This window comes from Betaproteobacteria bacterium, assembly GCA_016720925.1.
Lineage (GTDB): Bacteria > Pseudomonadota > Gammaproteobacteria > Burkholderiales > Usitatibacteraceae > UKL13-2.
In genome coordinates this window covers 662,284-680,429 of sequence record JADKJR010000001.1, presented here as the reverse complement: position 1 = coordinate 680,429, position 18,146 = coordinate 662,284, and the positions used below count along the sequence as shown (strand labels likewise).

Below are 18,146 nucleotides of genomic sequence, written 5' to 3'. Positions count from 1 at the left end.
CATCCGCGGAGCATTGCGGCCGAAGCCAATATGAAGGGAGACCTCGATGACCTCAATGACCCCTGCGTCGCCGCGCACTGATGCGCAATGGTTTTATGTCTGGATGGCGGGCATCTTCGTGCTGATCGCATTCGGTGGGTTCATCCCGACGTACTGGGCCAAGCTCGCCGCCGGCACGTTCAAGGGTGCACCGATCATCCACATTCACGGCATGCTGTTTTTCGCCTGGACGCTTTTCTTCCTCGCGCAAACCACGCTGGTCGCGACTGGCCGCACGCTGAACCATCGCAACTGGGGCATGGCCGGGATTGCGCTCGCCACCGCAATGGCCATCAGCATCTTCCTCGCGGCGATCAATTCCATCAAGGTCGCGGAAGTCATTGGCATGGGCGACGGCGCGCGCCGATTCACCATCGTCTCGCTGAGTGGGTTGGTCATGTTTGCCGTCTTCATCGGACTGGCGATCGCCAATATTCACCGCAAGGACGTGCACAAGCGCTTCATGCTGCTGGCGATGATCCCGCCGATGCATGCGGCGATGGCGCGGTTGTTCATGACCGCGTTTGCGCCAGCCGATGCCAAGGGCCCGCCACCGGTGTTTGTCGCCATTCCGCCCGGCATTTTTGTGGATCTGCTGATCGTCGCGGCGATCATTCACGACTGGCGCACGCGCGGGCGGCCGCATCCGGTCTACCTGGCGGGCGGCACGTTGCTGCTTGGCGTGCAACTATTGAGCGTGCCGATCAGTGCCACGCTGACGTGGATGTCCATTGCACGCTGGGTGGAGTCGCTGGCGGGGTAAATTGCGAACGTGGCGAATGTAGCGCGTGAGTTGGCCGGTGATCCGGCGTGTTAAAGTGTTGACATAAGCAATCGCGCATCAAATGTCTCTCACCGCCTATATCACGCATCCCTCCTCTCTCAAGCATGAGATGGGGCTCGATCATCCGGAATGCCCTTCGCGGCTTGATGCGATCAACGATTATCTGCTTGCGCAAAGCTATCTCGATTTGATGGTGCCGTACACGGCGCCCGCCGTGACGCATGAGCAGTTGCTGCGCGCGCACACCGGGCATTACCTCGCGGAAATCGAGAATCTGGCCCCCGCCAGCGGCTACCAGCAAGTCGACCCCGACACACGCATGAATCCGCACACCCTCACCGCCGCGCGTCACGCGGCGGGCGCGGTCGTGCTGGCGACCGACCTGGTCGTGTCGGGGGAAGTGACGCGAGCGTTCTGCGCCGTGCGTCCACCAGGCCATCATGCCGAACGCGACGCGGCGATGGGATTCTGCTTCTACAACAACGTGGCAGTGGGCATTCGCCACGCACAGCGGCACCACGGCATTTCACGCATCGCGCTGATCGACTTCGATGTGCATCATGGCAACGGCAGCGAGGACATCCTGGCCGGCGACGAGCAAGTGCTGATGGTATCGACGTTTCAGCACCCTCTCTATCCCTATGTCGGCGATGTTTCGAAGGGAACCAACATGGTGAATGTGCCGCTGGCGGCACGCACCAAGGGCGATGCGCTGAAGAAGGCCGTGGAAGAAAGCTGGCTCCCGGCGCTGGACGCATTCAAGCCCGAGATGCTTTTCATTTCCGCCGGTTTTGACGCGCACCGCGATGACGACATGGCCAATCTTGGCTGGGTCGATGCCGACTATGCGTGGGTGACCGCGCGGCTCGTCGAGGTCGCCGAGCGTCACGCAAAGGGCCGCATCGTATCCGTGCTGGAAGGCGGCTACGATCTGCTCGCACTTGCCCGCAGCGTCGGCATGCATGTCGGCGTCCTGCTGGGAGCGGTCGACGCCTGAGTCGACGAGGGCAACGAGACTGCCCGCCTACACCGTAATAAGGCAATCATGAATCCCCATTATCTTGCAGCACTGTTCGATCCGAAATCGCTGCTGGTGTATGTACCGCCGGCGTCCTCATCGTCCTCATCCAACGTATCAAATGTCGCCTCACTGCTGAAAGCCGCGCTGGCGGAAGGCGCTTTCAACGGTAGCGTGACCTGGCTGGAAGACGCCCCGGGCGGGTTCCCCAAAATACCGGCGGAGCCGCGCCCAAGCCTGGCCCTGATCGCTATTCCCGGCGCGGGCGCGGTGCGGGCCTTGCAGCACGCCGCCACCGCGCGGGTACGGACCGCCATCCTCTATGAACCGGACGAAGTGCAGATCGGCGAGCTGACGGCGATTGCCGCGCGTCACGGCATTCAACTTCTGGGGCCGGGTTCCTCGGGGATACAACGTCCGCATCTTCATCTCAACGCCTGCGTTGCCGGTTCACTGCAGGGCGCGGGCAGCCTCGCGCTGGTCTCGCAATCGGGCGCATTGACGGCGGCGATGCTCGACTGGGCCGAATCCAATGGCGTGCGCTTCTCGGCCGTGGTCGCCACCGGCCGCTCGGCGGTGCTGGACATGGCCGACATACTCGATTTTCTGGCGCAGGACGGCCGCACCCAGAGCATCATCGTGTACATGGAAGGCATCCGCAATGCGCGCCACTTCATGAGCGCGTTGCGGGCGGCATCGCGGTCCAAACCGGTGATCGTATTGAAGGGCGGACGGCGCGATCGCGGCCGCCATGCGGCGCTGACGCACTCCGGCACGATGGTCGGCGGCGACGATGTATTCGACGCAGCACTCAAGCGCGCGGGCGCGGTGCGGGTCGATAGCTTCGTGCAACTATTTTCGGCGGCCAAATGCCTCGCGTCGCGCTATCGGCCCATCGGCAATCGGCTCGGCGTCATCGGCAACGGCGGCGGGCCCGGCGTGCTGGCGGCGGACTACGCCTTTCTGCGCGGCGTCGCTATTCCATCGCTGTCGGCGGAGACCTTGTCGCAGTTGAAAGCGAAATTGCCGCAGGCACCTTCACTCGAAAATCCGGTTGATATCGGCGAGCATGCCACCGCCGCCGATTTTGTCGCCGCCGTGGAAGCGCTGGCGGCGTCTCCCGGCATCGACGGCGTGCTGGTGGTCGTGACGCCGAAGCCCGGTATCGATATCGAAGGCATTGCGCAAGCCGCGACCGCGAGCCTGCCGTCGGTAAAAAAAGTTTTGATCGGCTGCTGGATGGGTGAGACGCGCGTGCGCGAAACGCGGCGCAAGGTCAATGAGGCCGGCCTGCCGGTGTTCCGCCTGCCGGAAGCGGCCGTGGATGCATTCGCCAATATCGCGACGTTTTATCACAACCAGCAAAGCCTGATGCAAACGCCGCCGCCGTTGAACGTCGGTGGCCTGGAAGATGCTCCGGATGTGGCCGCAGCGCGAGCGGTGATCAATGCCGTGCTGACGGCGGGCCGCGAAGTGCTGACCGAGACTGAATCGAAAGAATTGCTGAACGCGTTTCGCATTCCCGTCACTCCCACCGAAGTCGCACGCACCGCCGATGATGCGGTCGCGATTGCGCAACGCATGGGCTTCCCGGTGGTCATCAAGATCAATTCGCCGGATATCGCCCACAAATCCGATGTCGGCGGCGTGATGCTGAACGTGCGCACCGCCCAGCAAGTACGCACCATTTTCGCGGACATGACCGAGGAAGCAGCGCGGCGCGCGCCGGATGCAACAATCGATGGCGTATCGCTCCAGCGCATGGTGGTCAAGCGCAACGGGCGCGAACTGTATGTCGGCATGACCACCGATGAACTGTTCGGGCCGGTGATTACTTTCGGTGCGGGCGGGACCATGATCGAGGTGATCGACGACCGCACCGTGGCGCTGCCGCCGCTGAATCTGTTTCTGGCGCGGCGTGTCATCAAGCGTGCACGTTCGGCCGCAGTGCTCGGTGAATGGCGCGGCATGCCTAAAGTGCAGATCGAGGCACTGGAATACCTGCTGCTGCGCGTCTCGGAAATGATTTGCGAGTTGCCGGAATTGCAGGAGCTCGACATCAATCCGGTGATCATCGATGAAGACGGCGCTGCCGTGGTGGATGCGCGCGCGGTGGTGCGAAAGATCGTATCGACACCCGACGCCCCGTACGCACACATGGCGATCCTGCCATACCCGAATCTGCTGGCACAGGATTTCACCACACGCGACGGCATGCATTGCCAGCTTCGCGCCATCCGCCCCGAGGATGCCAACGCGCTGCAACGTTTCGTGCGCGAACTCTCCGAGGAATCGCGCTACTTTCGTTTCCTGTCAACGCTGGCGGAACTGTCGCCTTCGATGCTCGCCCGCTTCACGCAGATCGATTACGACCGCGAAATGGCGATTGTCGCGGTGATCCCCGACGAAACGGACGGCGAACGCATTATTGGCGTCGCGCGGTACTTGCTGAATCCGGATGCCGTGACGGTGGAATTTGCGCTGGCGATATCGGACGAATTCCAGGGCCAGGGCATCGGCTCGACGCTGATGAAACGCCTTTGCGAAATCGCACGCGAGCGCGGACTGAAGGCGGTGATCGGACTCGTGCTCGGCAATAACAGCGACATGCTCGCGCTGATGCACAGCCTGGGATTTACCTCGCGGCCCGATCCGGACGATTCGGATTTGCGGGAGGTGGTTTTGCAGCTACAGGGGGCTGCCGCCTAGTTTCTATTCCGCAGAGGGGCCTGCGATCTCACTGCCGCAATTACCCGCTTACTGTCTATCAGGAAGGCTTCCTCGCCGCGGGCGGCCTGATGAATGGCGGCCGCGTCACGGGTTCTTCCGGTGGACTCGATGGAGAGACTTCCGGCGTCCCTCTCGCCGCCGCGTCACGCCGGGCGCGTACCGCCTGCTCGTCCAACTCGCGCTGCTCCAGTCCCCGGCGCTGGCGGTCAACTTCGGCCCTTGCGCGCTGTACGGCAGCCTCGTCTTCGCTTTGCCCCCTTCGTTCCGCCTCGCGCCGGTTGCGCTCATCGGTTAGCGAAAAGTACGTATTGAGCGGCGAGTGCGCCGGGCGTTCGTCGGCGGTAAATCTCTTGTGCTTCAGCTCGTCCTGCCGGAACTCGATATCCATCTGCCGTTGCTTTTCTTCCACCTCTTTTTGCACCTGCAACTCTTCCTGCAGCCGTTGCTGCTCGCGCTTGCGGCGGGTTTCCAGTTCCGCCATCCGGCGCTGTTCCGCCTGCTCCTCGGCAACGCGCTCGCGCTCGACTTGCTCACGCCGTTGCTGTTGCCCTACCTGCCAATAAACTCCACCTGCGAAAACGACAAGCAAACCGGCGATCAGCCAGGCGAGAGGTGAACGAATGAGATGGAGCATGGCGCTTTCCTGATTGGTCGTTGGCGATATTTTCTTGCGATTTTGCGGCAATGATAATACGTTCACGGCCCCTGCGGCGGGGCGGCATTTATCCGCGAATTCAGGGCGCCGCGGAAGTGGCGGCTTCCACATGGCGCGGCTAGTACGCCCCCATGTAATCGCGCTTGCCAATCTCCAATCCGTTATGGCGCAGGATTGCATATGTGGTCGTGACATGGAAAAAGAATTGCGGCAGCGCATAGCTCAGCAGATACGACTGGCCCGTGAATTTTCTTTCTTTCGGCGTGCCCGGACGAAGAACGATTTCGCGGCCTTCCTGGCCGTCGATTTGCGCTGCCGTGAAGCCGTCGATGAACGCCAGCGACTTGCCGATCATGGCCTGCAATTCGGCGAAAGTCTGTTCATTTCCCTCGTATACAGGCACCTCCGCACCGGCCAGGCGCGCCGAGACACTGCGGGCAAATTCCGCGGCGATCTGGACTTGCTTGATCAGCGGGAACATATCCGGAAACAGGCGTGCCTGCAGCAGCGCGTTCGCATCAATTTTTTTCGCCGTGGCATGCGCGTCGGCTTTGGCCAGAACGGCGCTCATGCTGCTGAGCATCTGTTTGAAGACAGGAATGGAGGCGGCGTAAAGGGAAATAGTCATGGTGTTTCCTTGGTGGGAGGTGGTGCGACGGTGACGCGGCTATCCGATTGGGCAAAATTTCCGCAAAGTGTTTTCCTGAGATCCGACAGCCTGCCAATACTATAGCTGTCGTCGGGCCGTGACGAGCGCTTTAGCGCATTGTCAATACGGCCGAGCATGTTGCAATCGACCTTTGGGTTTTGCAGAAGGCTCTGGATGACATTGGGGTCCTTGGTATCCGTCAGTTCGAGCAGCATGTCGTCAGGGGTTGCCGGGTTTTTGGCGAACCAGATATCCAGGCCCATGATGGTTCGTGGATTCTTTTGATACATTTCGCGCAGGATCACCGGTGGCGTATTGGGGTGTGCGGCCAAGGCCTGGAAGAAATAATCGGGATACGAGTGTGTCCGGAAAATCCGCACCAGTGTTTCGGCGCGGCAATTGGGATTGCGAACCGCCGTCAGGGTAACACTGAGATCGTCGGCACGTGCAAAGCGATCGAGCGTATCGGCGGACACATATTCGCTGGCCAATGCCGGGATCAGGATTTCATCGTCGTTGTTTGCCTCGACAATTATTTTTTCAAGGGTGGCCGGTTCGCGTCCCTTGTTCTGCGCGAGCAACGTTTTGATTGCTGCCCGATGGCCATCAATGCGCGCAGAACGCGCCTGTTGCGCGGCATCACGCGTCTGGTTGAGTTTGATAGTCTTTAGCCCATCGTAAACGCCCCATGCCAGCAAGGCCATTGCGCCGGCAAGACACAGCCAGCCCAGCACGCGAAGAGCGAAATGTTTGGCAATTTGAAGATTGCGGAATAACCATCCCAGCACGCCGGCCAGCACGCCAACAAAAGGTAGAAAAAGCACACCGATTCCCGCCGTCGACGATCGCGATTGGAAAATCGCCCACAACCCCACGCCCATCGCCAGCGCGAAAAACACCAGGCTGACCCAAATGCCGCGGCGCCTCCCGGTTGCATACAGGAGAACAAGGCCGATCAGATAGATGATCGGAACGAGCATGAAGATCAGGAGTGCCATGTCGCCTCAGCGCACCAACGAATGAACGGCTGCACGGATTCAGCAATTCGCCACGGGCGTTGCCACTATGCCCGGCGCCGCCACGGCAACATCATCGTCAGCGTGTTGTCATGCTTGATGTAATGGTGATGCAGCGCGGCGGCGGCATGCAGTCCGATGAGAAAGTAGCCTGCCGTCGCGATCACTTCGTGCGCCTCCTTGAACAAGCTCGCGTACGGCTTGCTTTGGCCCATGAGCGCTGGCAACTCAAAGCCAAAGAACGGCACCGGCTTGCCCTTCGCGCTCAATATCAGCCAGCCGAGCAGCGGCAAGGCGATCATCAGGCCATAAAGCGCAAGATGGCCGAGGAGCGCAATTCTTTCCTGCCACACGCTGCCCGGCGGCTCAATGATAGGCCGGGTGCCGGTGAGGTTCACGAGCACGCGCAGCCAGACCAGCAAAAAGATCGACAGGCCGAGCATGAAGTGCCAGGTTGCCATCGAGTCGCGCAGCGCGCTGCCTTTCGCCGCGAATGATTTGAGCTCCATGGCAGCGTAGACCGCGACCATTAGCAACAGCATCAGCCAGTGGAAAAAAATCGACAGCGACCCGTATCGTGACTTGGTGTTTTTCCAGTTCATTTTGCTGAATCCTAATTTGTCGAGATGCTGCGACAGGATAGCCGAGTTGTGAGGGGCGCATCCATCCTGATCACGACGGAAAGACACCCGTCCAGGCGCGGCGTCCCGAAGGTTTTTGCCCTGCAAGCCGCTCCAGTGCTTGGGTTTGTTTTCCGGGTTGAAACTTCGCGCAGCGTGCAGCCATATTTGGTGTCGCTGCAACCATCGGCGCGGCGTTTCGCTAAGTGAGATTACTCTGACCGCGAAAACGCGCCGATGTTCTTGAACGGATACGCGCTGCCTACTCGCCTATTCGACGATTATCTGCCTTGCCGATGTCGTGAACGCAATGGACCTTCCCGATGGAAGATTGGCATGAAGCGCCTCGACGATCGGCGCATTGACGGCGACATCCGATTTCCACGCGATAACAAAGTTCGCGCCGGAACCGCCCGTGTCGTCGCTTCGCGGGATGAAAAGCTCGAGAGTCCCCATCGGGCCAATCGTTTTCGGCGCGGGAACATACTCCCGCAATTTCTTGCCGTCGGTGTCGAAATATTGTGCCGACGATACCCGGATGGCTTTTGACGGGTCGGTGTTGCGAATGCTGACCGACACGGACACGAGCGTTTTTGTCGGCTGCCCTTTGCCGTCGACCTCGCCATGCCAGATATGCGAATAAATGGGCAGGTATAAAACCTGGCCGTTTGTTCTGCCCGCCGGCCCCTGGCCGAATGCCACGCCGCTAAATAAAACCAGCGACCACAATATCCATTTCATCGAATTCATTCTTGACTCCGGCAAATCGAGGATCGTTGGTGGAGTTTACAGACTTGGATGCAACGCGAAGCAAAGCCTGTAAAGTGGCTCACCCTGTTGATCCGTGAACAGGCGAGTACGTTTGCGGCCTATTTAACCTTGCCCTGCGATACATCCATGATCAGGCGCGTCGCCAGATACAGCCTGGGTTCGATCGAATCGATGTGGATATATTCGTTGTCGTTGGAATGCGCGCCGAAACTCAGCAGGCCAAAGCGCTCGATCACCGGTTTGCTGTTGCCCAATGCCGCGAACGCCGCGTCGGTGCCACCGCCGGCAACCGAATCACTCACGGTCAACTGCTTGCCGATCTCGGCGTAAATGGTCTGGGCATGTTTGGCGATGGCCGCGGCGGCGGGATTCAGTTCCAGCGGCGGACGGCGGCGCTCGAAGGTCATCTCCACCTTGGTGTCGGGGATCAATTGTTTGGTGATGGTCTCGCGCACCTTCTTTTCAAGTCCTTCGTAGTCAGCGACGCGCAGCACGCGCACATCAGCTGCACCGGTGGCTTCCGCCGGAATCACATTACGATTAGTGCCACCGTTGATCATGGTCCAGTTCATTTTCACGCCGGTGGCCTTGTCGGAAAAATCCCGCGTCTGCAGCATCTGGTGCGCCAGTTCGTAAATCGCATTGCGACCGCGCTCGGGCGCCGAGCCCGCGTGCGACGCCTTGCCGGTCACCTTGAGCGTGACAGCGGCGATACCGGCGGTCGCCAGCGACAGCCGGTCGGAGGCAATGGGCGAGCCCTCGTGCGACATGGTGAGATCGTGCGCGGCACCCAGCGAGCCGATCAGGTTGCGACCGGCAGGCGAGCTGATTTCCTCGTCGCCATTGATCAGTACCGTCAGCGTGCCGTAATCGCGAAAATCCATCGCCTTGAGGATTCCGAGCGTGTGCAGGATGACGGCAATGCCGGCCTTGTCGTCGCCGATACCGAGCCCATAGGCGCGGTTGCCGTCGATGCGGAACGGCTGGTTGGCGAGCGCGCCCTTCAGGTACACCGTATCCATGTGCGCGATCAGCAGAATTTTCTTCGTACCCGTTCCGGTGAACGTAGCCTTGACCATGCGACCGATTTTTTCCGGCGTGTCGTGCATGCGATAGGCGTCGGCGCCCGGCTCGATGAATTCAACCGCGCCACCCAATGCTTTCAGGCGATCGAATATCACCTGCGAAATGCGATCCAATCCTTCGCGGTCGCCGCTGCCGGATTCGATATGCACCAGATCCTTGAGCGTGTCGAGGAGAGGTTGCGTTTGCTGTTTTGCCAGCGTCAGCACGGCGTCGTTGGGTGCAGCGAGCGCCGGCCCGGTGGCAAACATCAGGACGGCGCAGACGGCGGCAATGAAATGGGCAAGGCGTGTGACGGGCAAGGACATGTGGATTCCTGGGGCGGGTGGATGAAGAGCGGTTTGGGGAAAGAAAGCCCGGCGCCCCAAAATTATCAGGGTAAACCAGGATTTGGAACCATTGGATTGTTGTTGGGCAAACACAAGCACTGGCGCGGCCTCTGGCGGCCTTTTGGCCTGAGAGGCACACGGGTGCTAGGGTTTGTGGGTGATTTACGCCGCGAGATGGTGGTTTCGCTATTCGAGTATTGGTCACGCGTTGGTTTGTCGGTTCGCATGTTTTATGCGCGGTTGTTCATCCGTTTATAGGGCTGAAACAATCAGCGCCGAGAATGCATATAACGACCAAGAAAAAAGAGGGGCGCGCATGATCAGCCAGCATCTTCCGCCGAACGCGATGAAAATGACGGCGTTCAACGCGCTGTGTTTCGGTCTGCTGATATTGCTTGGGTACTATTTTATCTACCCGGTGGCCGGTGCCGCCCTGCTTGGGCCGGTACCCAAGGAAGCAGCCATTGCCATCGTGATGGTTGTCCTGCTGGTGCGCTTTTCCTTCAGCCAGACGACGTCCGGGATATTGACCCGGCGGGTGCTGATATTGGGCGTTGGAAAAGATGCCGCGATGGTCAAGGAAGCGCTTGAACACTCCCACGTTCATGGACTCTCCCTGGTTGGCTTCTATGCGGGCGATACCGACCAGCCGCAGGATTCCGCATTGCCCGCAAACAAGATCCTGCCAGCCTCAAGGTCAATCCGCGAAATCGCCCGGCAGCAACATGTGAGTGAAATCGTTCTCGCCATGCGCGACCGTCGCGGTGGAAGCCTTCCATTGACGGATCTGATTGACTGCAAACTTCACGGCGTCAAGGTGACCGACCTGTCGTCATTTTTTGAGCAGTACCAGGACAAGGTCAGGATAGATCTGCTGACCGAGGGCTGGTTCATTTTTGGCAACGGCTTTCGTCAGCACGTGTTGCGAATGTTCGTGAAGCGCGCCTTCGACATCGTATCAAGCGGCATCCTGCTGATTCTCAGTTTGCCGGTGATGTTGCTTGCCGCCATCGCCATCAAGCTCGATAGTCCCGGCCCGATCCTGTATCGGCAGGAGCGCGTGGGCCTGGGCGGAAAAACGTTCGAACTCCTCAAGTTTCGCAGCATGCGCACTGACGCGGAGATAGACGGCAAACCGCAGTGGGCGCAGGCGGGCGACAATCGGGTCACTCGTGTCGGACGGTTCATGCGCCTGACCAGGATTGATGAACTGCCGCAGTTGATTACCGTGCTTACGGGCCAGATGAGCCTGGTGGGTCCGCGGCCGGAGCGTCCCTACTTTGTGGATCAGCTGGTCAAGCAAATCCCGTTCTATGGCGCAAGGCATAGTGTGAAGCCGGGCGTCACCGGTTGGGCGCAGGTTCGCCATCACTACGGCGCGTCGGTGGGCGATTCCTCCGACAAGCTGCAATACGACCTTTACTACGTGAAGAACCACACGTTGCTTCTGGATCTACTCGTACTGCTCTACTCAGTGCGCGTGGTGCTGCTGGCCGAGGGATCGCGTTAAATCCCCGGGCCAAGATAATAATTGGGTACCTCTGATTATTGAAATTTCCATAAATCAATACACCGTTCGGGCTGAGGTATCGAAGCCCTATCACCCTTCGATACCTCAGGGCGAACGGGAATACTGCGTGTCATCAATAATGGAAAGCACAATAAGTCCTTCGACAATCTCAGGACGAACGGCAACTTAGTGGTTTCCTAGTCGACGCTAACGCACCCCAAGGCGCCACAACGATGTGACCTCCGCCGCGCGCGCTGCGTGCAGCGGATCGGTGGTATCGGCTACCCGCGGATGGCTCGGACGCACATCGATGCGATCGATGACGACCAGGCCACCCTGCTCAAAATATCCCAACAACTCCGCGCGTGAACGCAGGCCCAGGTGCTCCGCGATGTCCGACAGGATCAGCCAGCCCTCGCCGCCCGGCTCCAGATGCGCGGCCAGACCCTTGATGAATCCGCGCAGCATGCGGCTGTCCGGATCGTAGATCGCGCTTTCGATCGGCGAACTGGGACGCGCGGGAATCCACGGCGGATTGCAGACGATGAGCGGCGCACGATTTTTTTCTTCCGGGCCTGAGGGAAAAAGATCAGCCTGCACGACCTGCACCTGTGCGGATAGTTTCAGCCGCCGCAGGTTGTCGCTCGCGCAGGCCAGGGCACGTGGGTCCATGTCGGTGGCGACCACTCTTTTCACACCGCGTTTTGCCATTACGGCGGCAAGCACGCCGGTGCCGGTGCCGATATCAAACGCCAGGGGCAGCGATTTTGTGCGCGACTTCAACGATTCGAGCGCATTCACCACCAATCCGACGTACTCACCTCGCACTGGTGCAAATACGCCGTAATGCGGATGGATGCGCTCACCCTCACCCAGCGCGGGAACGTCCACGCCCTTCTTGCGCCACTCATGCGCGCCGATGAGGCCAAGCAGTTCGCGCATCGACACGACCGAATCGCCGGCCACGGCATCACCGCCCGGCGGGCCGTAAGCTTCCACGCACGCGCGCTGCAGATCAGGGGCGCGTTGCAACGGCACGGTATAGTCGCCCGCCAATGGCAGCAGTAACATGCCCAGCGTACGGGCGCGTTGCGATTGTGCCAGTCGATGCAGATGGAAGGCTTCGGTGGGGGGCGTGGCGGCCGCGGTATCCGGTTTGGACTGCATTGACGAAGATGGCATCGACGCGGCAATGCTGGGCGACACTGGCCTGTTAGGCTTGCCCGGCTTCTGCAACTTGCCTTTGACGGAAGGCTTGCGTGGCTTCTGCGCCTTGCGTGCCTTTTCATCAACGCGCCGCGCCATCGCCAGCAGCATCTGCCGTGCATTCTGGAAATCGCCGCGCCAGAGCAAGGCGGTGCCTTCGCAGGCCAGACGATAGGCGGCGTCTGCGGACATTTGCTCATCGGCAATCACCACGCGTTTGTGTGGCGCGATGCCTGCCTCCGAACGCCAGCGCGCCGATCGCGCCAGGCCGGCTTCGGTCCAGCGAATGACGGGGGGCGCGCTCATGCCCGCACGCACCGCACAGGACGGGCTCGCCCATTGCTTCCGATTTCGCTTTCCGGGGTGACGCGGATTTGGACAGGTCGCACACACATGATTCTGGCAATCAAAATATATATTGATCGACAGGATACGCGTAAAGCGGCGATGGCCACGACATTACCCTGCCGCGATATCTGCGCGGTCACGTCATGTCGGCCTTCAAGACCCCAGTCAGGGTGCCAGTATTTGCCCGACACGCGCCTTCATGGTGGCAATGTCGGCGGCGGTAACGGACCCCGACGCATTGAGGTCGTACCAGAAGGTCGTGGCGGCCGCGGCTTGACCGCCACGCGCCTTGAGCGCCGTGAGGTCGGTGGAGGTGGTCGTCTGCGAGTTGTTGACATCGCCAACCAGAAAGCCGAGTGACGCGGACGCATTGACCGAGCCATTGACGCCGTTCAGGGATACGCGGACGCGGCGATTGTTGGCAATATCTGTGAGCGTAACCACCACTTCATTGCCGGATCGATCGGCGGTTGCTGTGCCGATCGATGCCGAGGAGGCGTCGACAGCCGACACGGCACCGATCGAACCAATAGGCTTGTCGAACTGAAAGACCAGCGTATGACCGGTACCGATAAAGCGCGGTTCGACTGTGATCGCGCCAGTGATCGGCGTCAGCGGGTTCACCGGCAGATCGAATGGTCCCGCCGTGCCGTGGACTTTTCTCGATTGCACCGCCTGAAGCAAGGGCGGCGTCTGGGCACTCACGGTAAAAACATACGCGGCCATCTGGCCGACCAACGGCGAGGCCTGAACGCCGGTGCTCACCGAGGTCGACTCTTGTCCGTCCACGGCAAAGGCATAGAGGATGTGCGTGCCGAGGCCGAGCGGCGCGGTGGTGCCGGTATAGAGGCCGGTGCCGCCGGCTTTTTGCCACGCGCCCTGCCAGGTGTCGATCTGGTAATAGACGCCTTGCACGGGCGGCACGGTAGGCACGAAGGTGCTGGCCGGCGTAAAGGTGAAAGTCGGTGACGCCAGACCAGTCTGGTTGCCGGGCAGGCTGCCGATCGCGGTCGTGAGCGGGATCGCCTGCATGAGCGACTCAGTGATGACGGTGACGGTTCCGCCGCTGCTGTTGGCCACGTAAATTTTGCCGGTCACCGGATTCACCGCGACGCCGAAAGGAAATAATCCTGTCGCGACCGTGCTCTTGCTGCCGCTGGCGCCATCAACAATCGTGACGTTGTGGTTGCCGTTGTTCACGACATAGATTTTGTTGGTCGCCGGATTGACGGTCACCCCATGCGGCCCTGTGGTTCCGGCGGTGACTGTGCTGGTGGCATTAGTATCACCATCGATTACCGTCATTCCGCCACTGCTGTTCCCCACGTAGATCCGATTGGTAACGACATTGACGGCAATGCTCACCGGGTTGGTGCCGACGTTAATGGTTGCGGTCCCGTTCGCCCCATCGATGACGGTGACGGTGGTGCCGCCGTTGTTCGCGACATAGGTTTTGTTGGTCACCGGGTTCACGGCCACCGCGTCGGGGCTGGCGCCGGTGGAGACCGTAGCGGTCGTGAGCGTTGCTCCATCGATCACCGTCACGCTATTGCCGATCGAATTGCTCACGTAGATCTTGTTGGTCACCGGATTCACGGCCACGCCGCGCGGGAATAGTCCAGTGTTGACGGTGCCGGCGACGGTGCCGGTATCGCCGTCAATCACCGAAAGCGTATCGCTGCCGTTGTTAGCCAACATAGACCCGATTGGTCGCCGGATTCACGGCCACGCCGAGCGGGCCGGTACCGACGTTGACCGCCGTCACGTCATTGGTGGCGCCGTTAATGATACTGACCGAATTGTCATCGAAATTCGAGACGTAAATCCGGTTGGTTACCGGATTCACAGCGGCGGCGTAGGGGCCGAGTCCCACGGGAACAGTGCTGACCGCGTTGGTGGCACCCGTGATCACCGAAACGCTGTTGCCCCACAGGTTCACGACGTAGGCCTTGTCCGTCGCGGGATTCACGGCCACCGCTTGCGGGGTGTCACCCACAGTGACCGTGGCCGTGGTGTTATTGGCCGCATCGATCACGGTGATATCGTTGGTCATGCCGTTCAACACGTAAGTCTTGTTAGTGACCGGGTTCACTGCAAACGCGGCCGGGTAGGGATTAGTGCCGTAAGTGAGAGTGCTGGTCGTGTTGTTGGTACCATTGATCACCGTAACCTTGTTATTGGGGCTGGTGCCAGTGGCGGCGTAGATCTCGTTGGTCGTGGTATTGAGTCCCAGCACTCGGGAGTTGGTGGCCGTGACGGTGACGAAACTGACGGCATTGGTCGCACCGTTGATCACGGCAACGTAGGGGTTAAGGGCGTTGCCGATGTAGATGCGGTTGGTCACGGGGTTGACCACCACGGAGGTTGGCGCTGTTCCGGCCGAGACGTTTGTGGACACGTTGGTGTCACCGTCAATGACGGTGACACCCGTGCTGTAGCAAGGCACATAAATTTTGTTGGTGACCGGATTCACCGCCACGGCCTGGGGACTGGTACCGGCCGCGACCGTGGTGGTGGTATTGGTCGCGCCATCGATGACTGTGACGTTGGCGCTTGACGCATTGGCGACGTAAATCTTGTTGGTCACGGGATTCACCGCCAGCGTCTGCGGCCAAGTGCCGGTCGGAACATTGACGGTTGCGTGCGTCGCGCCGTCGATGACCGTGACGAGCGAGTCCTGGGTTCTCACCACGTAAATCTTGTTGGTCGCCGGGTTGACCGCAATCGCGGGCAATAAACCGGCGGGCGTAATGGGAAGGGTGACAATGACCGCGTCAGTATCGCCGTTAAGCACCGAAACCGAGCCGACGTTATTCGCCACATAGATACGGTTGGTCGCGGTATTGACCGCCACGCCGCGCGGCCCGTACGCGGTCACGACCGATGTCGCGGTATTGGTCGCGCCGTTGATTACGGTGACCGTGTCGCCGCTGCCATTCGCCACATAAATCTTGTTCGTCACCGGATTCACCGCGCCGGTCCAGGGACCTGCGCCTGCCGGAACGGTGGCGGTAATGGTATCGGCCATTGCCGGCATCGTCGCGATGCAAAACGCCAGCAATACAACTGCCCGGCGAAGAGGCGAAGTGTTCAGTCGAGCAGCGCGCGCATTCATGATTGTGCCTTCGTGTTGAGTCCACCACGAGCGGATCGCTGTTGCAGCGGATCCGGCCCTCCATGCCGCCATCCACCCCGGCAAGTACAGGAGCGGATCTCACGCGCGCGATGAATGTGACGCCTGTATGCGGGCAGTCCGAAGAAAACACTAACCACGCGCACAGCCCACCACTAACGCTACGATCAAGCGCGGAGATCGCGATTCCCTCTTCGCGGTTTCCGGCAGCCAGAGAACAGCTAGACGATAGCCGAACGTAGGGGCACGCATTTGACAGTCGTCAAGGAATTCGGCGAATCATTCGCCAGGAGACTTTGACGTGCCTCATGCCAACTGCGGCTTCACGGTGATTCGTCGCCATGGTGAGGCGAATCATCCCAAAGGGGATTGCGCCGATTCGGTGACAATGCGAAAGTGCAGCACCTTCAAACGGACAAGCCATCATGCAATCAATTCGCCTGGACCGCTTTCTTTGTGTCCTTCCATCCGTACTCATCGCAGTATTCGCCCCATCGCTGGCCATGGCCGCGCTGCCCACCATCGCGGAGGTCGAGGCCATTCTCGACAAACACCTGATTGCCAACCACCGGGCCACAGGCGTGGCGGTGGCACTGGTGGACGCGAGCGGCATTCGGGTCGTGACGGCGGGTGTCGCGCGCGGCAGCACGCCGGTAAAGGCGGATGACCTTTTCGAGATCGGCTCGGTGACGAAGACCTTTACGGGCCTGCTGCTGGCGATCGCCGACGAGAAGGGCGAAGCGAAGCTTGACGATCCGGTCGAGAAGTTCCTGCCCGACGGCCTCACGTTGCGCGATTCGACCGGCGCGCCGATTCGCATGGTCGATCTGGCCACGCAACGCTCCGGCCTGCCGCGACTAGCCACCAACATGCAACCGAAGGACCAGAAGGACCCCTACGCCGACTATACCGAGCAGAATCTTCTGGATTTCCTCGAGTCCTTCAAACCCGTGCGTGCGCGTAATGCGCAGTACGAGTATTCAAACATTGGTTTCGGATTGCTGGGCTACGCGCTGACGCGTGCGGCCAAGACGGTAAGTTTCGAGGCGTTGCTGCGATCTCGCATTCTGAAGCCGCTGAACATGTCCAACACGAGCAGCGATCCCAAGCGCTTCACTGACCGCATGACACAGCCTCACGATGCCCGCGGCCTTCCCACGCCTGCGTGGGATCTGCCATTCGCGCACGCTGGCGCCGGCTCCATTCGCTCGACAGCTGGCGACATGGGGCGCTATATCGAGGCGATTGCCGGTTTGAACGTATCGCCGCTGGCAAGCGCCATCGGTCTTGCCACCACCACGCGCGAAGAAGGCCCTGGGCGCATCAATCCGATCGGGCTTGCGTGGATGCGATTGCCGTTCGACAAACGCGAAATCATGAATCACGATGGCGGCACGTTCGGCTCTTCAAGCTCGCTGATGGTGGATCGCGCCGCCAAGGAGGGCGTATTCATTGTCACGAATTCGTCGACTCAATTAAGAGACATTGCGCTGCACTTGATGGACCGCCGGCACAGCCTGGCACCGCGCGAATTCCCGAGGATTGTTGCTATTGGCGAAAAGGCGCTGGCACGCTACGCGGGAAGCTACAAACTCAGCGAGACCATGAATATCGCTGTGCGCGTGAATGCCGGGAAAATCACCGCGCAGGCCACCGGTCAAGGCGAGTTTGAAATTTTTCCGGAAAGTGAAACGCGGTTCTTTGCCAAGGTCGCGCCGATCGTCATGACGTTTGGCGATGTTACGGATGGCAAGGCAGGAAGCTTCTTGCTGGAACAAGGCGGGGCAAAACAGACGGCCCGGCGCATTCCATAGCAGTCAGGCATATCGCTTGTGGGATTTGCCGCGACCCTTGATCACAGGTCATCGCAATTCTCGACTACTATCGCCCGGCACCCTGTGGCGCCCTGTGGTAATGTTCAGGCATATTCAAAAAAATAGTGGTTTCGCGTACCTCGGTTGGGTTGGTGCAGGGATGGCGCCAATAGTGCTGGTGATTTGTTGCCCAATCTGTCCGCGTTCTTTTTCTGGCATCGGTTCCAGGCTCTGTTGTAGGCTTGCGGATCGGGTTTGCCAGGGAAGTGCGCCCGCCAAAGAGGTTTGCGATCCCATGAATATTTTCAGAAAATTTCTGCCGCTCATTGGCATGCTCGGGTTTTGTGTGCGGCGGGAAACGCGGCATCACAGGCACCCGCTGCGCCCCTCATCGGCAGCGCCGTTGCCGGCAATGCGCAGGTATTTGTTTTCTTCTCGCCG

The 18,146-nt window shown here is 60.1% G+C and carries 14 protein-coding genes; 5 read left to right on the top strand and 9 right to left on the bottom strand.

The window, feature by feature from the left end; genetic code table 11:
* Positions 1–46 precede the first annotated feature (46 nt).
* The 3 genes from IPP88_03245 to IPP88_03235 all read left to right on the top strand — a co-directional run bounded on the left by IPP88_03245 (position 47) and on the right by IPP88_03235 (position 4,550).
* On the top strand, positions 47–802 hold the full coding sequence (locus IPP88_03245) for a hypothetical protein (protein ID MBL0121771.1): 756 nt from the start codon (positions 47–49) through the stop codon (positions 800–802).
* An 82-nt stretch (positions 803–884) separates the two neighbouring features.
* Positions 885–1,820: a histone deacetylase family protein gene (locus IPP88_03240; GenBank protein ID MBL0121770.1), complete on the top strand. Its 936-nt coding sequence runs from the start codon at positions 885–887 to the stop codon at positions 1,818–1,820.
* A 48-nt stretch (positions 1,821–1,868) separates the two neighbouring features.
* Complete coding sequence (locus IPP88_03235) at positions 1,869–4,550, top strand: bifunctional acetate--CoA ligase family protein/GNAT family N-acetyltransferase (GenBank protein ID MBL0121769.1); 2,682 nt, start codon at positions 1,869–1,871, stop codon at positions 4,548–4,550.
* Between the two features lie 58 nt (positions 4,551–4,608).
* On the opposite strand, the gene IPP88_03230 is transcribed toward IPP88_03235, so the two are convergent.
* The 6 genes from IPP88_03230 to IPP88_03205 all read right to left on the bottom strand — a co-directional run bounded on the left by IPP88_03230 (position 4,609) and on the right by IPP88_03205 (position 9,673).
* A complete protein-coding gene (locus tag IPP88_03230; GenBank protein ID MBL0121768.1) occupies positions 4,609–5,205 on the bottom strand; it encodes a hypothetical protein in 597 nt (198 codons plus the stop codon).
* 139 nt (positions 5,206–5,344) lie between these two features.
* Positions 5,345–5,854: a DUF1993 domain-containing protein gene (locus IPP88_03225; GenBank protein ID MBL0121767.1), complete on the bottom strand. Its 510-nt coding sequence runs from the start codon at positions 5,852–5,854 to the stop codon at positions 5,345–5,347.
* On the bottom strand, positions 5,851–6,873 hold the full coding sequence (locus tag IPP88_03220) for a hypothetical protein (GenBank protein MBL0121766.1): 1,023 nt from the start codon (positions 6,871–6,873) through the stop codon (positions 5,851–5,853). The genes IPP88_03225 and IPP88_03220 overlap by 4 nt, the downstream gene beginning before the upstream one ends.
* A 65-nt stretch (positions 6,874–6,938) precedes the next feature.
* Entirely contained in the window at positions 6,939–7,493 is a 555-nt protein-coding gene (locus IPP88_03215) for a cytochrome b (protein MBL0121765.1), read from the bottom strand.
* 288 nt (positions 7,494–7,781) lie between these two features.
* Complete coding sequence (locus IPP88_03210; GenBank protein ID MBL0121764.1) at positions 7,782–8,162, bottom strand: DUF3124 domain-containing protein; 381 nt, start codon at positions 8,160–8,162, stop codon at positions 7,782–7,784.
* A 218-nt stretch (positions 8,163–8,380) separates the two neighbouring features.
* On the bottom strand, positions 8,381–9,673 hold the full coding sequence (locus IPP88_03205) for a M20/M25/M40 family metallo-hydrolase (protein ID MBL0121763.1): 1,293 nt from the start codon (positions 9,671–9,673) through the stop codon (positions 8,381–8,383).
* A gap of 337 nt (positions 9,674–10,010) precedes the next feature.
* On the opposite strand from IPP88_03205, the gene IPP88_03200 reads away from it, so the two are divergent.
* Positions 10,011–11,204 (top strand): TIGR03013 family PEP-CTERM/XrtA system glycosyltransferase, encoded by a 1,194-nt coding sequence (locus IPP88_03200; protein ID MBL0121762.1) that lies wholly within the window; start codon positions 10,011–10,013, stop codon positions 11,202–11,204.
* Positions 11,205–11,411: 207 nt separating this feature from the next.
* On the opposite strand, the gene IPP88_03195 is transcribed toward IPP88_03200, so the two are convergent.
* From IPP88_03195 to IPP88_03185, 3 genes are all read right to left on the bottom strand, one after another.
* Positions 11,412–12,716: a class I SAM-dependent methyltransferase gene (locus IPP88_03195; protein MBL0121761.1), complete on the bottom strand. Its 1,305-nt coding sequence runs from the start codon at positions 12,714–12,716 to the stop codon at positions 11,412–11,414.
* Between the two features lie 207 nt (positions 12,717–12,923).
* Entirely contained in the window at positions 12,924–14,456 is a 1,533-nt protein-coding gene (locus tag IPP88_03190) for a hypothetical protein (protein ID MBL0121760.1), read from the bottom strand.
* Positions 14,446–15,873, bottom strand: coding sequence for a YncE family protein (locus IPP88_03185; GenBank protein ID MBL0121759.1), 1,428 nt, complete (start codon positions 15,871–15,873; stop codon positions 14,446–14,448). Before IPP88_03185 ends, IPP88_03190 begins: the two co-directional genes overlap by 11 nt.
* A gap of 443 nt (positions 15,874–16,316) precedes the next feature.
* Here IPP88_03185 and IPP88_03180 point away from each other — a divergent pair, with 443 nt between their 5' ends.
* Positions 16,317–17,705 (top strand): serine hydrolase, encoded by a 1,389-nt coding sequence (locus IPP88_03180; protein ID MBL0121758.1) that lies wholly within the window; start codon positions 16,317–16,319, stop codon positions 17,703–17,705.
* Positions 17,706–18,146 lie beyond the last annotated feature (441 nt).

Excerpts from the sequence above, each read along its gene's own strand:
- IPP88_03245 (MBL0121771.1), top strand. The coding sequence starts at position 47 with ATGACCTCAATGACCCCTGCGTCGCCGCGCACTGATGCGCAATGGTTT.
- IPP88_03240 (MBL0121770.1), top strand. The coding sequence starts at position 885 with ATGTCTCTCACCGCCTATATCACGCATCCCTCCTCTCTCAAGCATGAG.
- IPP88_03235 (MBL0121769.1), top strand. The coding sequence starts at position 1,869 with ATGAATCCCCATTATCTTGCAGCACTGTTCGATCCGAAATCGCTGCTG.
- IPP88_03230 (MBL0121768.1), bottom strand. The coding sequence starts at position 5,205 with ATGCTCCATCTCATTCGTTCACCTCTCGCCTGGCTGATCGCCGGTTTG.
- IPP88_03225 (MBL0121767.1), bottom strand. The coding sequence starts at position 5,854 with ATGACTATTTCCCTTTACGCCGCCTCCATTCCTGTCTTCAAACAGATG.
- IPP88_03220 (MBL0121766.1), bottom strand. The coding sequence starts at position 6,873 with ATGGCACTCCTGATCTTCATGCTCGTTCCGATCATCTATCTGATCGGC.
- IPP88_03215 (MBL0121765.1), bottom strand. The coding sequence starts at position 7,493 with ATGAACTGGAAAAACACCAAGTCACGATACGGGTCGCTGTCGATTTTT.
- IPP88_03205 (MBL0121763.1), bottom strand. The coding sequence starts at position 9,673 with ATGTCCTTGCCCGTCACACGCCTTGCCCATTTCATTGCCGCCGTCTGC.
- IPP88_03200 (MBL0121762.1), top strand. The coding sequence starts at position 10,011 with ATGATCAGCCAGCATCTTCCGCCGAACGCGATGAAAATGACGGCGTTC.
- IPP88_03195 (MBL0121761.1), bottom strand. The coding sequence starts at position 12,716 with ATGAGCGCGCCCCCCGTCATTCGCTGGACCGAAGCCGGCCTGGCGCGA.
- IPP88_03190 (MBL0121760.1), bottom strand. The coding sequence starts at position 14,456 with ATGTTGGCTAACAACGGCAGCGATACGCTTTCGGTGATTGACGGCGAT.
- IPP88_03185 (MBL0121759.1), bottom strand. The coding sequence starts at position 15,873 with ATGAATGCGCGCGCTGCTCGACTGAACACTTCGCCTCTTCGCCGGGCA.
- IPP88_03180 (MBL0121758.1), top strand. The coding sequence starts at position 16,317 with ATGCAATCAATTCGCCTGGACCGCTTTCTTTGTGTCCTTCCATCCGTA.